This is a genomic window from Anaerotignum sp. MB30-C6, assembly GCF_030908465.1.
Classification (GTDB): Bacteria; Bacillota; Clostridia; order Lachnospirales; family Anaerotignaceae; genus Chakrabartyella.
In genome coordinates this window covers 488,988-502,755 of record NZ_CP133078.1, presented here as the reverse complement: position 1 = coordinate 502,755, position 13,768 = coordinate 488,988, and the positions used below count along the sequence as shown (strand labels likewise).

At 38.9% G+C, this 13,768-nt stretch carries 21 protein-coding genes and 1 pseudogene; 4 read left to right on the top strand and 18 right to left on the bottom strand.

What is annotated here, in order from left to right; all coding sequences use genetic code 11:
* Positions 1-221 precede the first annotated feature (221 nt).
* Both RBQ60_RS02485 and RBQ60_RS02480 read right to left on the bottom strand, forming a co-directional pair.
* Positions 222-1,880, bottom strand: coding sequence for a S16 family serine protease (locus RBQ60_RS02485; protein ID WP_307885029.1), 1,659 nt, complete (start codon positions 1,878-1,880; stop codon positions 222-224).
* 343 nt (positions 1,881-2,223) lie between these two features.
* On the bottom strand, positions 2,224-2,673 hold the full coding sequence (locus RBQ60_RS02480) for a hypothetical protein (RefSeq protein ID WP_307885028.1): 450 nt from the start codon (positions 2,671-2,673) through the stop codon (positions 2,224-2,226).
* Positions 2,674-2,840: 167 nt separating this feature from the next.
* Here RBQ60_RS02480 and RBQ60_RS02475 point away from each other — a divergent pair, with 167 nt between their 5' ends.
* The 4 genes and pseudogenes from RBQ60_RS02475 to RBQ60_RS02460 all read left to right on the top strand — a co-directional run.
* Complete coding sequence (locus RBQ60_RS02475) at positions 2,841-3,368, top strand: biotin transporter BioY (protein ID WP_307885027.1); 528 nt, start codon at positions 2,841-2,843, stop codon at positions 3,366-3,368.
* Between the two features lie 129 nt (positions 3,369-3,497).
* Positions 3,498-3,749, top strand: a complete 252-nt coding sequence (locus RBQ60_RS02470; RefSeq protein WP_307885026.1) for a spore coat associated protein CotJA — start codon at positions 3,498-3,500, stop codon at positions 3,747-3,749.
* 3 nt (positions 3,750-3,752) lie between these two features.
* Complete coding sequence (locus RBQ60_RS02465) at positions 3,753-4,037, top strand: spore coat protein CotJB (protein WP_307885025.1); 285 nt, start codon at positions 3,753-3,755, stop codon at positions 4,035-4,037.
* Positions 4,038-4,130 (top strand): annotated as a pseudogene (locus tag RBQ60_RS02460) (manganese catalase family protein); the annotation flags it as partial.
* A 359-nt stretch (positions 4,131-4,489) separates the two neighbouring features.
* Here the strand turns inward: RBQ60_RS02460 and RBQ60_RS02455 are convergent.
* The 16 genes from RBQ60_RS02455 to RBQ60_RS02380 all read right to left on the bottom strand — a co-directional run bounded on the left by RBQ60_RS02455 (position 4,490) and on the right by RBQ60_RS02380 (position 13,766).
* The gene (locus RBQ60_RS02455) at positions 4,490-5,281 is read right to left on the bottom strand and encodes a hypothetical protein (protein WP_307885024.1); all 792 of its coding nucleotides are present in this window, start codon (positions 5,279-5,281) and stop codon (positions 4,490-4,492) included.
* Positions 5,282-5,508: 227 nt separating this feature from the next.
* Entirely contained in the window at positions 5,509-5,940 is a 432-nt protein-coding gene (locus RBQ60_RS02450) for a cell agglutination protein Mam3 (RefSeq protein WP_307885023.1), read from the bottom strand.
* Positions 5,941-6,036: 96 nt separating this feature from the next.
* Positions 6,037-6,969 carry a DUF4367 domain-containing protein gene (locus RBQ60_RS02445; RefSeq protein ID WP_307885022.1) on the bottom strand — a complete coding sequence of 311 codons (933 nt, stop codon included), beginning with the start codon at positions 6,967-6,969 and terminating at the stop codon, positions 6,037-6,039.
* Entirely contained in the window at positions 6,953-7,507 is a 555-nt protein-coding gene (locus RBQ60_RS02440) for an RNA polymerase sigma factor (protein WP_307885021.1), read from the bottom strand. Before RBQ60_RS02440 ends, RBQ60_RS02445 begins: the two co-directional genes overlap by 17 nt.
* A 362-nt stretch (positions 7,508-7,869) precedes the next feature.
* On the bottom strand, positions 7,870-8,112 hold the full coding sequence (locus tag RBQ60_RS02435) for a helix-turn-helix domain-containing protein (RefSeq protein ID WP_307885020.1): 243 nt from the start codon (positions 8,110-8,112) through the stop codon (positions 7,870-7,872).
* 108 nt (positions 8,113-8,220) lie between these two features.
* A complete protein-coding gene (locus RBQ60_RS02430; RefSeq protein ID WP_307885019.1) occupies positions 8,221-8,982 on the bottom strand; it encodes a DNA adenine methylase in 762 nt (253 codons plus the stop codon).
* A 158-nt stretch (positions 8,983-9,140) separates the two neighbouring features.
* Positions 9,141-9,845, bottom strand: a complete 705-nt coding sequence (locus tag RBQ60_RS02425; protein ID WP_307885018.1) for a C39 family peptidase — start codon at positions 9,843-9,845, stop codon at positions 9,141-9,143.
* On the bottom strand, positions 9,842-10,048 hold the full coding sequence (locus RBQ60_RS02420) for a hypothetical protein (RefSeq protein ID WP_307885017.1): 207 nt from the start codon (positions 10,046-10,048) through the stop codon (positions 9,842-9,844). The genes RBQ60_RS02425 and RBQ60_RS02420 overlap by 4 nt, the downstream gene beginning before the upstream one ends.
* Positions 10,035-10,361: a hypothetical protein gene (locus tag RBQ60_RS02415; RefSeq protein WP_307885016.1), complete on the bottom strand. Its 327-nt coding sequence runs from the start codon at positions 10,359-10,361 to the stop codon at positions 10,035-10,037. Before RBQ60_RS02415 ends, RBQ60_RS02420 begins: the two co-directional genes overlap by 14 nt.
* Positions 10,358-10,669, bottom strand: coding sequence for a serine/threonine protein kinase (locus RBQ60_RS02410; protein ID WP_307885015.1), 312 nt, complete (start codon positions 10,667-10,669; stop codon positions 10,358-10,360). Before RBQ60_RS02410 ends, RBQ60_RS02415 begins: the two co-directional genes overlap by 4 nt.
* Positions 10,670-10,741: 72 nt before the next feature.
* The gene (locus RBQ60_RS02405; protein ID WP_307885014.1) at positions 10,742-10,897 is read right to left on the bottom strand and encodes an XkdX family protein; all 156 of its coding nucleotides are present in this window, start codon (positions 10,895-10,897) and stop codon (positions 10,742-10,744) included.
* Positions 10,894-11,211, bottom strand: a complete 318-nt coding sequence (locus tag RBQ60_RS02400; RefSeq protein ID WP_307885013.1) for a hypothetical protein — start codon at positions 11,209-11,211, stop codon at positions 10,894-10,896. Before RBQ60_RS02400 ends, RBQ60_RS02405 begins: the two co-directional genes overlap by 4 nt.
* A 15-nt stretch (positions 11,212-11,226) precedes the next feature.
* Entirely contained in the window at positions 11,227-11,751 is a 525-nt protein-coding gene (locus tag RBQ60_RS02395) for a hypothetical protein (protein ID WP_307885012.1), read from the bottom strand.
* Positions 11,744-12,286 carry a YmfQ family protein gene (locus tag RBQ60_RS02390; protein WP_307885011.1) on the bottom strand — a complete coding sequence of 181 codons (543 nt, stop codon included), beginning with the start codon at positions 12,284-12,286 and terminating at the stop codon, positions 11,744-11,746. Before RBQ60_RS02390 ends, RBQ60_RS02395 begins: the two co-directional genes overlap by 8 nt.
* Positions 12,283-13,344 (bottom strand): baseplate J/gp47 family protein, encoded by a 1,062-nt coding sequence (locus RBQ60_RS02385; protein WP_307885010.1) that lies wholly within the window; start codon positions 13,342-13,344, stop codon positions 12,283-12,285. Before RBQ60_RS02385 ends, RBQ60_RS02390 begins: the two co-directional genes overlap by 4 nt.
* Positions 13,344-13,766 carry a DUF2634 domain-containing protein gene (locus tag RBQ60_RS02380; protein WP_307885009.1) on the bottom strand — a complete coding sequence of 141 codons (423 nt, stop codon included), beginning with the start codon at positions 13,764-13,766 and terminating at the stop codon, positions 13,344-13,346. The genes RBQ60_RS02385 and RBQ60_RS02380 overlap by 1 nt, the downstream gene beginning before the upstream one ends.
* Between the last annotated feature and the right edge of the window lie 2 nt (positions 13,767-13,768).

Sequence of the window (13,768 nt, the reverse complement as noted above, 5' to 3'; positions counted from 1 at the left end):
ACCAAGTCTTTCTAAATTCTTGGTGTGCACACCTATTGAATATGCCTATAAACACTTTTTCCTTTGAGAAAAAAGTATTGATAGACTCCCAAAATACTGTGTCTTTCGAGTTAAAAAAGAAAAGCCGCCTGAATCCACGGTTCTCCGCTAAAACTTTACATATTATAACCCAAATTCCACCTGCGGTCAAATAGACAAGGCACATTCCCAGACTTCTACCATCAATCCCTTTCTTTGGCTGTTAACACGCTGCTTTCATCAACAATAACGCTGTCCCCATCCTTTTTGAAAACATGTTCTAACAGGGAATCTACGTGCTCTAAAGGTTCCACAGTAATGCCTAGTTTTGTATAGTTTTCCCGCCAGTTCTCCTTAGGTATGAATGCAAGCTTCACGCCAGCTTCAACTGCCGCTTCCAGCTTATCTGCAACTCCGCCAACGGGCAACACCTGACCGAGAAGCCCAATTTCTCCCGTTAAAGCTACCTCGCTATCTACTGGTACCCCAGTAAAAGCAGAGTATACTGCCAAAAACATGGCAACCCCCGCTGATGGTCCATCTACCGGTGTACCTCCTGGGAAATTAATATGCACCTGATATTCATCTTTTATAAACCCGTATTTCTCCAAAACAGTTAATACATTCTCTGCAGAACTGCGGGCGTTACTTTTTCTTCGACTGGAGTGTTGTCTGCCACGGATTTCCTCCTCCTCCACAATGCCTGTTACCGTCAAAAATCCCTTCGATGCTTTCTGAACCGTTGCCTCCACAGCAAGTAAGGTACCGCCACCACTGCCTTGCACAGCCATACCGTTGACTACGCCAATTTGAGCATTTCCGCTTACTTTCCTACGCAAAATTGGTTGATACCTCCCTGTTTCAGCCACCCAATCTAAATCTGCAAAAGTAATTTTTCGATTTCCTTCCATTGCCGCCAAAGAGGTCAAGGATTGAACCATATTTACCGTATCTCTCCCTCCTCGGGCATAACAAGCAATTTTCTCACAAAGTCCTTCCTCATAGGGAACACCCCCACGATTTAAGCTGTTTCTTGCAATTTGCTCCACGGCTCTCTCATCTAAGCCTTCGAAAAATATTTCCGTACACCGAGATCTCAGGGCAGGGGCAATGTCCGAGGGATTCCTTGTGGTAGCGCCAATCAAACGAAAATCCGCAGGCATCCCTTTCTGGAAAATCTCATGAATATAAGGCGGTATATTTTTGTTGTTTCTGCTGTAATAACTGCTTTGAAAACGGGCAATCCTATCCTCTAATACCTTTAAAAGCTTATTCATCTGAACAGGATGCAGTTCCCCAATTTCATCAATAAATAATACGCCACCGTGGGCCTCGCAAATCGCCCCAGGCCTTGGCTGAGGCACACCCACCTGTCCAAAGGCGCCTGCCCCTTGGTAAATTGGATCATGAACAGAGCCCATAAGGGGGTCTGCAATATTTCTTTCGTCAAACTGCAGGGTGGTTGCATCAATTTCCACAAATTTAGCTTTTTCATCAAAAGGATTGTCCGCTTTCTTTATTGCCTCCTCCAAAATCAAACGAGCCGCCGCTGTTTTCCCAACCCCTGGAGGGCCATAAATCAAAATATGTTGGGGATTTGGTCCACATAAGGCCGCCCTTAATGCCTTAACTGCCTTCTCTTGCCCAATTATTTCAGTCAAATCCCTTGGACGAGTTTGCTCAGCCAAAGGCTCTGTTAACATTCGGCTTCTCATGTTCTCAAGGTCTTCCATTTGTTTTAAGTTTTCATCAGGAGAAAACCCGCCTCCTAATAATTTTTTCTTGCTCTTTGTAAAAAAGTAGTACGTACCCATACCGAAAAAAAGTAATTGTACTATGGTCAGTACACTCCATCCCGTCACAAGATCCCCTCCCATTTTCATTTTTCTGGTATTATTATTTCAAAAAAAAAGTAATCTATCCATAATTTACAAAAAACATCTGCTATTTACAGTGCTTATTCAGCCAGATGAACTTTTGTAGAAACAACTATCTAATGAATCCTGAATGAAGGGAGCATTTTGGGGAGTGTAAACCGTAGGATATTTTCGGATATTTTCAACAGGAACTCCTTTGCCTCCAAAAAACAAAGAAAATCTTCCACCAAAAAGGTTTTTACAAAAAAATAACGAGTAGCCCCCCGATTGCTGCTACTCGCTTCAACTCTATATCTAACACTTTTTCCTGAACAACTTCCTAGAAAACTCACGTTTCATCTGTACCATAGGGCAATTGCATCCACTCATCCATATCTGGATGTTCAATATGGTATTCATAATATTCTTCTTGGGGAAAAATTCTTTCATCCAACATAACAGCTCGCACTAAGCCAATGCTAAAAACAATTGTCATTACAGTGAATATACCAAGGTAAATTAATCCTGCTTTTGCTAAGTTTTTGCGATTTAAATTTCCATATTTATCAAAGGCCCAAATGAAAAGAACAATAAGATTAACTATGGGTATCATCAAAATCAATCCAATAAACATATAATCCCCTAAAGATAAGGGGGCATTAGACCCATCCTTAGAAGGTGTTTTCTGCTGGCCTTTGCCACTGCCATTTACATTCTTTTCTAGGAAAATGCCACAATTTATACAATAAAGATCTTCTTGTCCAACGTCATGTCCACACTGGTTGCATATTCTACTCATCCAATCCACCCTTTCTTACAAAGTAAACTTTATATCAGTTTATCATAATTTGCGGCTCTCGTCTTTTACTTTTTTTAAATGTCTCATTGTAAACCTATTTTTCGCCTTTAGTTGACAACTACCACCTGAAGGTTTACAATTCAATAAAAAATAAAAAGGAGCTTACCATGAAAACAAAGGACTTAACCAAAATAGGCTTAATGACAGCCATTATCTGTATTTTAGCCCCAATTAGTATTCCTATTCCATTCAGCCCCGTGGCTCTTACTCTTTGCACCTTTGCCCTTTATTTATCTACTTATGTATTAAGCCCAAAACAGGCAATTTCTGCAACAGCCCTATACATTTTCATCGGCATGATTGGTATTCCAGTTTTCTCTGGCTATACTGCAGGTTTAGCTAAGTTTGCCGGTCCTGGCGGTGGCTATATCATAGGTTATCTTTTTTTAGTTGCAATTACTTCTTACTTTGTTCATAAATATCCTAACTCCCTGGGGACTCAAATGACTGGTGCGTTCCTTGGCACCATCGTTACTTATGCCATCGGAACCTTTTGGTTGGCAAGGGTAACCAATGCCAGCTTTTTAGCTACACTGCCCCTGGGTGCTTTCGTGTTCCTTCCTCTGGACTTTGTAAAAATCATTCTTTCTTGTATCGTTGGTAGAAAAGTACAAACTTACCTCAGCAATGTATAAGTAAAACTCCCGCCTAAAATTCTGTTCATATCCTTGGCGGGAGTTTTTTTGTTTGCCCTACTTGAACTAGCACTTTATTTTTTATCCTCCATATCATGATATTGTAAAAACCAAAAGGAGGCTTTTCTTATGAAGGAAATGTGTAAAAACTTCGTTCCTGATAACTGTAACTTTGCCAGCCCAATGCCCAACAATATGATGCCCGAATATACCCCTATTATTGAAGAATCAATGGAATTGGCCCAGGCTTATGTACCATTTCAACCGTATTCGACGACCATGAACCAAATGCAAAGTCTTGTTTGCGGCACAATTTTTTCTGATTTAGTAGTACCCTATTGTTCAGGATGGCATCTTTATCAGCTTGCAAAGGAGGTTTAAGCAATGACACGTGATGCGATGATGACAAAACTAATGGAACTGGATTTTATTTCTCTTGACTTAGGTCTATTTTTGAATACCCACCCCGATAATATTGAGGCAATTGACGTATATAATCAAGTAATTACAGCGGCTGACTCTTTGCGAATGAAATATGAACAAAACTATGGACCGCTTTGCTCCTTCCGCAGTTATGCAACGGATACAAGTCAATGGCAATGGGATAACAATCCTTGGCCATGGCAGAGATCTGCAAACGTATCTTTGGCTGGAAAGGAGTGTATGTAAATGTGGATTTATGAAAAAAAATTACAGTTCCCCATTAACATAAAAACGCCCAATGCACGTTTAGCTAAAATTATGCTTGAGCAATATGGTGGTGCTTACTCCAATAGGGTATATCCTTAAAGGCTAGACATTATTATAATCTTAAAATTAAAAACCCCTCTCTAGCGAGAAGGGTTTTGGGGCACCTAAAAATCTTTTTATAAAATATTAATTTCTACTAGTCACTATTCATTATATTTCTATAGTTTACTTTAGAAAATCCTTTCTTGCATTAAAAAGATAGTGACATGTCAAAATATGCAATAAAATTCCATATAAAAAAATATACAAAAACAGCAATCAGTACCGAATTTACTTTTGCATATGTTTTATTTTTTTCTGTGGTGTTGATAAAATGGATGTAATATATTATCCCCCCAATAATAGCATTAATAAAAACTGTCAATATCATATCACCTCATAGTAAAATTTGATTTAGATTGTCCAACCTTATGTATAATTGTTGGTGTAACTGAAATACTGCCTGACTTAAAACTAATAGAACCTACCGGTATGAATCTAACTCCAGTCTGTATATATTTAACAATAACATTTGTGCTTCTTGCACCGCCATCTCTCTCGAGTTCAAGCATTAACCACCCATTATGGTCAACTGCTGTTTCATTCCCATTCTTAACAGTAGTTCTTAATTTTAGCTTGGTATAACACAATCCAGCATTTGGTTCAGAAATCGAATTATTTGTATTTAATCTTGTTGATTCAGAAAAAATTTTGCCACTTTCTGCACCATAATACTGGTAAACAAATGACGGGTCTTTACGATCTGATAAAACCCAACCATTACCCCATTCTAAAGCAACTGCATCACACTCAAATGACCCTGGATTAGTTAGCCATCTGAAGTCTCCATATACTTTTCTATGTGCAGTTCCACCTCTACCATCTGGCATTGTGATATAGGTTACTTCTAACTCAAGTTTTCTTGATGAAATAGCGCTCCTTGTCATACGTTTATCAGTATGCCCCATCTCCACAATCTGCGTATCTGTACCGCCATATGTGCCGCCTTCATCGTAGCATTTAGCCATATCTTCTTTTATCTCTTCAGGCATTGTTGCCAATAATCTATTCGGCACCCCCATTTGCTGAAGTTTTTGTTCCACAGAAAAATCAGCTGCAAATGATATTGTGGATATTCCCAACGCCATTATAGATGCTAAAACTAAAGAAAACAATTTTTTCATAGTAAATTCCCCTTTCAATAACTATAATAGTTTCACTTTGAGTATACTAAATTTTATCTGGTACTCTTTCTATGGAAGCTCCATCGGGCTTTTATTATTAAAATAACCCCATTTTCTAAATAGCTTTTTAAAAATAAGTTGCTTCTTAATTACACTCTTTTATTTGTACTTATTCTCACTTATATCTTAAGAATTATAAAAATGAGACATGCTTTTCAAAGCTTATCTTAGAGAGTAATTTCACTTGATGTAGCGGTGATTTTATCCGCTCCAGTGGTGACAACAACCTTTGTACGATATTTCACCTTACTTTTTCCTGTATAGGTCTTTGTAATATCTACAGTTCCGCTATCGTCTATTGACCAAGATTTTTCGGTCACCCATCTACGTCCGCTATACTTCTGCAAATAAACTGTACCTACAGATTTTTCTGTTTTGCTTTTCGGTGTAATTAAAACAGAAACCGAAATACTACGTCCGGAATTGGAGATCGACGGAATAACCATGGTAGTGCTTTCCCATTGTGGCCTAATCACCTGGTTTGATCCTACAACTTCGGTATTAGAAATCTCCAATGGAGCGGCCGATACCGAAGCTGCTTGAACAGAAATGGCCATCATTGCTGTCAGAGTTAGTGCTGTAAATTTTCTCTTGTTCATAAAAAATCCTCCTTGTATGTTTTATGGGTTCACCCATATAACGTACTAGGAGGAAAAAAGGGACAAACTTTTTTATAATTTTCCAAAAAAACTTTTTTACTGACTTTTAATTCCCTCAGCCACCATGATTAAATCTTCTTTCCTAATGGAGCCATATACTTCAAAATGAAAACCATCTTTTTCGAAAATAATACATTTCACATCATCCTTGTTATAATAATATGCTGTAGAACCTAACATTTCTAGTTCTTCTACGGAGACACCCTCTGTATCCATATAAACTCTTGTATCCGATATACTCATTAAAATATCAAGGTAATTAGAATTACCATTACTATATTCAAACAAAATCAAACTCGGCTGGTTAACTGTATTATCTAGCTTAAAACCACTGGGAATGTAAGATGGTGCATACTTTTGTAAATTTTCTATTGTTTGTGCTTCATCACTGTTCAACTCAAAGATGCTATACTTTTCAAAGATTTCAATTGCCCAGGAAATCACCTTTTCTCTAAACTCGGCATTTGCAACCATCATCATAGAAAAACTCATTGCTGCAATGAGTGTAGCTACCGCAACTTTCTTCACTACCTTTTTAAATCCTACTTTAATTCTTGGTTGATACGAAGTGATTTGACTAGCTTCAGCATAAAATTCTTTTTTAATATATTTCTGCAAAGCTCTTTTACAGGCAGGCTCCATGGATTCATTAGAAATAATTTGTCCTTCTTCTAAGCCCATAACAAGAGAAAGTAATTTTTGATAATAAAACGTATACCCCTTTACATTTTCTATCCCAAAAAAGACTTCTGTTTCTAATGGCCTAAGATAAAAACAAAACTCGCTAAACAACACAAACATACCCTTAGGTGGTAACAGCAGTATCTTTTTAGCAAGCTCAATCTGTTGCTTTTTTCCTAAAATTACTTCTACATAGTCACGCCCAGACCAATTTGGATTTCTTCGCACTTCTTTATCAAAGCTGGCAATAGCGGCAAGTTCTAATAATTCTTCAAATTTTTCGCTCAATCAACTCACCCTCGCCATATAATTTTTTCAACTTCCGGATAATCCGTTGCCCTCTTTTTTTGGCAGCTTCTTCAGATATGCCAAACAACTTTCCTATTTCTAAATACCCCATGTCTTGTGCATACTTCAATTGAATAAGTTTTCGTTCTTCTTCCGAAAGCTTATCCAACAAATCTGTAAGTTTCTGTACATTTGTTTGATTTATGTATAAATCCTCTAAACTTTCTAATGATTCATCCTGAAAACTATCCAATGACTCTACATGCGTGAACTTTTTAGACTTGCGTATGATATCAATGGAAGTATTCTTCACTATAGTAACGCAGAAAGCAGTCATAAGGGGACTAGGAAGTTCAGAAATTTTTTCAATATTATCTATTATTTTAAGGTAGGCTGTAGATACCGCATCATTTGCAGAGGCGTCCGACTTTAGAATGCCAAAAGAGATGCGATAAAAACGAACATGATGCTCGTGAAATATTTGTTCCACTAAATTTTGTTGCTCTTCTGTTAGTATCCCGAAAAAAATCAGAAACATGTACACCACCCCCAAACCCGTTTATTATAAAATCACTTAACAGGCTTTCAATCCAATAGACAAAACTTTTGCAATCTAATTGCTTCTATTTTTGTGCATTAAATACCTACCATTAATGATCTAGTAATACTAAATTTGCAAATAAATATATCACACATATTTCCCATATCTACTCTTCATAATATAATTATACATACTTAGCCAATACTTTCCATACATTATAAATTTATTCCAATAACTTTCCCTTTTCCCCCATACTTTTACAAAAATATTATAGTAAATCTTTGATTTTTCCCAAAAAAATAAAACCCTCAACAAGAGGGATTTATTCTAAACCTTAGACTCAACTTGTTTTTCCTTATCTATTTCTTCTTTGGCCTTCTTCTACATTTATAATATTCCTCGTCCGGTATGTATTGTAGTAAGTCCTCCACTTGGCAATCAAGAGCCTCACAGATTTTACTTAAGTAATCCAAGTTAATTCTTTCTATCTTTTCATTATAAAGTTCATTTATAGTAGCTGGACGAATCCCAGTTTTCTTTGAAAGTTCAATTTGAGTCATTCCATCCCGTTCTAAAATTGTTGACAAATATATCTTTATCACCTGTCTGCCTCCATTCTTCCTGGATCTATAACTGCATTACAGCATTAAAGATATAGTATCAACTTTTGTCAAAAAATTACCTATTTCGTAATTTAGTATTTAAAAAAATTAGAAGTTCTTAATTATTAATTCTTTATATCGACTTCCCGCTTCTCCCATGGCCATCCTTAAATTATGTGACCGCTCCACTTCTTCAATGATAAAATCCTTATAAAGTTCTCTGATAAATTCATCATCGTTATATGATAAAATAAACTTCCCATTAATTCCTTTTAATGTATCTCTTAATAATATGTGCATTTCTTCATTGAAAACATCTTCCCCGGTGCCATAATACTTTTCCGTATTATGATAGGGTGGATCGCAATAAAAAAGAGTACCCTCTCCATCCTTGGCAGGAATTAATTTTGCAAAACTTTTATTTTCAATTAGCACTCCAGAAAGACGCTCTTTTACTTGATGTAAAACATCCAAATCAACCGCCGATCTAGCCCTGCAACCAAAAGAACGAACCGTTGCACCATAGGATAACTTTATCAAATATAGATATCTGGCCGCTCGCTGGATCTCTGTCATTTGACCAACATCTGCAGCCTTGTATCTTTCAAAAATTTCTCTGCCACTTAAAGTAAACTCTAACTCCTTGGCCACCGCTTCCGGATGATATTTCACATTTCTAAATAAATTCACCAGCTCAGAATTGATATCGTTGTAAACTTCTTTTTCAGCGTGTTTTTCTTTATAGAATAATACCCATCCTGCACCGCCAAATACTTCCACATATTTTTTAATCCCCTCTTCAGGAAATCTATTTACAATTTTCTTTCTTAATAATTTCTTTCCGCCTACCCAAGCAATAAAACTATCCATAAGTCTACCTCCATATAATTAACCTACAATTCCGACTCATTTTTGTTTTATTGTTTTTGTTTTTATTTTTCTTTTTTATAAAAGCCCCTCAGAAAAAGAGGGGCTTTGGACAAATTTAGGTGTTTTTCTCCGTTTTCTGTACTTTAGATTTTTGTTGATTATTTATCCAGTGTCGGCACCTTGCCCTTGTTGCCAACTTTCAAACCGAGAAGTTTCGCAGTGTCCCTTACCTTGATGTATGTATTTCCGTCCTTGCGAATCATGTCCGCTTCCTGCTCTTTTCCGTTAATAATAATTTTTTCTCTTTTTACCACTTCATCATCCCCCTTTAGTTTTTCCGGTACCTTTACGATCCAGTAATACTTCACCTGTCGTTTAAATAAATTGTAATCCCCATTCGTCTGAGCCGGCTTCCTGGACCATGGATCATTAATCAAAACCTTTCCCACTTCCAAGCCATACCACAAAACATAGTGGCCACTGGTTGTCCAATTCCCCTTGCCCATACAAGCAATAACTAAATCACCACGCCCAATAGCTTCCTTTGCCATCTCATGATACTTAGAAGAAGGGGCTCCATAAATATTGGTGCCATTTAGCATCGTAATATCAATACCATAAGCCGCTCCTTGGGGCTTAAAATAGGAGTAATATGTACCTTGCCCCTTTGCCTTGTATCCATGTCCCTTTGACCACTCCGCTGTTGTAATAGGTGTAACATTCTTGTCGGCCAGAGTTGCAATCACCATGGCGGCACAAGCAACGCCACACCCCTCCGCCTTGATTGTTGTTTTCTCCCCTCTTGCAGAGTAGTCATGGCTTGCCCATCGGGGATCATTCTGCATATACAATACTGGTTTCATCCCTCACCACCGCCTTTTCCTTTCTCATACTGGGTGCCAAAATAAAATGCAATTACCACGCTAAAGATGGTCAAAAACTGCTCTCCGCTGATTCGGCCAATAATGGCCAAATAAGCAAAAACAGCCGTTAGCAGGATAGTAACAACTGATTTTACTGTCAATAAATTTTGAATTGTAACCTTTGTGCCTTCACTGATTTTCATTTTCTATCCCCTCTCTCATTTCATTGATAAATGCCTGTTTTTCATCTATTTCCGATACAGCGGAATCGTACACAATCCCGCCTCTCGTATTCTCTTTCAAGCTTTTCATGGTATAACCAGTCTTGCTAACTCCCCATGCCGCCCAAGGCAATGACACCATGGCTGTAAGCCAAGGAAACGCCGCATCAAAGTTTTGATTTACGCAGTAAAACGCAAGGCCTATAACCCCGACAGTATTCACCCAAAGCAGTGCCATTTCTTTTGCCATGATTTGCTTTGAAAACTCCCTTCTCTTTTGTCTTCGTCTACTCATATGATTTTTTCCACCGCCTTCCGATTAAGGAAGTTTTTTAGTTCATGCTTCACTGTTGTGGTGTACTCCAAAGCGGCCGTCATATCACCATTACAATTTGCACCTGGAATCCGTTTTACTCCCCTTGCTGTAGCCTCCCCCAATGCAATAGAGGCATTTACCGCTGTCAAGAGATTATACTCCATATCCTCTCTCGCCTTTTCCCGCTCCTGGGCAGCTTTATCCCGCTTCGTAATACTTTTCTGCAGGAACCAAATGCCCATAGTAGTCACTACCGCTTGAATAATGCTATAAACTATTACATCCAATGTAATCCCCTCCCTTTGCACAATACAAAAGCCCGGATATTCTCCGAGCTCCCCCTTAATTTATGTGCTTTTTTACACCGGTACATCCTCGCCGGTGATTTGCTTGTATTCCGTTGCGGTAATCTTCATCAGATTAACATACTGAGCAAGCTGGTCTTTCCTTACGAAGTTCTTTTCATACCTTGCTTTCAGTGAATCAAACATAGGACTTCTTACCTCTGTACTCATACTGCATTACCTCCTAACACCGCTAATTCAATATCCGTCATTTGCTGTGCCAACATTTCCTGCCCCTGCTGTATCTCTAAGTCACGCAATTCCGCATCAGTATAGGCTTGCATAATTCGCTCTACATCTGTTGGTTCTGGCGTGGGCGGTTCTGGTTTCGGAATAACTTCCCAAATTCCATCACTATACTTTTTGCCTAGCAGTGTATAGTCTAATGATTCAAGCAGAATCATGTCTTTTAGATTTACTTCTCCTGAAAGTTGAGAAACGCAAATACAAATATTATTTTCATCTAGTTGTGCATAACAGTACATTATATCTCCCCCCCCTTATTCAAATTCTACAACTTGCCATGAAACGATTCCGCCATAATCAATACCATCATATCTATCAAATCTATTTGCTGCTATAGTGATGCTATTTGCTGTCATTGCATCTAATATACCACCCCAAACAGTTACCTCTGATGATATGGTCGATGAACCACCTATAATAAAATTGTTTAAAAGAACAATGCATTTATATGGGTTTACCGTTGCGATATTAATCGTTTTAGATACAACAGGAGGGTCTGGTGTGCCAAATTTGCCACGCTGTATACTTTTTATAACGCTTCTTCCTAATAATGCATTTAATTTTGCCATCATTGTTCCTGTGGTTTCTGTTGCTCCTGTATCATTTGTATTGCCCACCTCAGCCTTAATTTCCGCCACATCTGCTTCCAGCTGCGGATTTTTTCCTGCTGTTGCCAAAGCTGCGTCAATCTTGTCCATGTTCTGATTCTGCACGTCAACATTATAAAATTCATTCTGGGCAGGCTTTTCTAAATTATAATTATTCGTAAATTCAGCCATTCGCTAATGCCTCCTCTCTTAAAGCAAAGTAACTATATATTTTCATACTCTCGTGGGTAAATTGCCGTAGGTCTTGATGCTGGTTATATTTGATAATAATTCGGTAGTCCAAATGTGCTGGCTTTATTTCCTCAATCACAGCCTTTAGATCTTCCATATTTGGAGGAATCCCAATGACTGAAAGCATTTCAATATCAAAGCGATACTGGTCGTTATGCTCAACCACCGCCACTTCGCCGTTTACAAAGCTCTCAGAAACATTTTGAATCATGGCCACCGTTGTTGTTCCTGTTCCCCTTAATTTTGCCTTCACAGCGGATCTTCTCAATTGAATATCTTTTGAAAGGTTCTGAGTGATTCCACAAACACTTTCCCAATAGCCAATCCCCCAGGTAGCCGTATCAATAAAAAGCTGTTCCTCCAACGCTTCTACTGCCTGGTCTAAATTATCCCACTCCCCTTGAATGGCATCCTGCAGCTGAACCACAGAGGCACTTTTCTTATAATCCTCGGGCAAGTAACCTATTAGCCTCATGGAGCCACCGCCCCTTCAACGTTTACCACTCCCGCCACCTGTATTTCTTTCGCACCAATAGGAATGCTGGTTGTTCCTCCATTGATTGTGAATGTCTGAACGGCTAACACACCGTTTATCTCATAAAACATGGAAAGACATTTATAATAGTCAACTACCGAAAGACGAAATACGCTATTCTTTATGTACTCTTCCAAAAGAATCTCATAAACTTCCTTCACCTTCGCCGCTGTTGTTGCCGTAGAAATGCTTAGGCTTGCCGCTACATTGACCATTACTTCCGCAGGTGCCACAACCGTCACCGTTGCACCGATGGGACGCATCTGTTCAATATAACTTGATACCCCTGCAATAATTCCCTCTCCTGGGCTTCTCTTTTCTGCAGTAATGGGCATCACCGTAACCGTCCCCGCCCCGTTATCCAGAGGAAAAACCTTTGCATCCCCAACCCCCTCCACATCCATCGCCCAAATTCTATAATGATAGGCATTTCCGCTAGTGGCTGGTGTCTGCATCCTTGCAATAATTCTTTCGGCCAAAGCTTCATCCGTTTCCCGCTCCGTACCTCCCAAAACCTTTTCAGCATTGTTCACCGCTGTAATGCCGTTTATACTTGCTGGAAGAGTGTTGATTTCCTCGGCCAAAACGTTGTACTTATCCCCAATTTCCACAGCACTTACGGGAACTATTACCGTCCCACTTTCCCCAATGGTTCCTTCCTGGGTAACGCTGAATAAAAGGCCGCTGAATGTTCCACACAAATCCCCAACCGACAACTTAGCCCCCTTGTTTCCTACAAAGGTACATTGTCCATTGGCATAGGTACCCTCCTTGCGAATAATTCCGTACTCCGCCCCACGTCTATCTATGTAGTCCTTAGCGGAATCCTCCACAAACATAATTCCCAACTGCTTGTCAAATCGGTTGTAAGCCCCCTCCATTTCATAGGCAACGGCACTAACCATATCATTTGCAAAGGAACCCTCTCGCTTGTCTGTAAGAGTTATTTTTCTCAAGATTCCCTCTTTGATATTCTCATAGGTTTTATCCTCATACACTAAAAGCTCACCTCCATCTCCCCATAGACCGTTTCTAACTTCCCGCTAATGGCAAGGCGGCCACCGTCAAAACGTACCTCCAAATTAGAAACCACTTTGATATAAGGATTAATCAACAAACACTCTTCAATAAAGCGGATACTTTCTGCCTTGGTTAAATTCGGTGTATAGCTTTGGCCAATCATTTCCTCTAACTCATTACCATAGTCTGTGCTGTAAATGATATAGCGGTACCGCTCCGTCATAAGAGCCTTATAACACCACGTCTTCAATGCCTCGTTTCCTGTAACAATATAAAACTCCCCATTCTTTAATCTTGGCACATTGTTTTCAAAGTCCCATGCCACTTCTTTGTATAACGGCATTTCCTTTTCCTCTGTGGCCGCTATGCCGTCCCCAAAAAACGGAAATAAATCCGCCATAA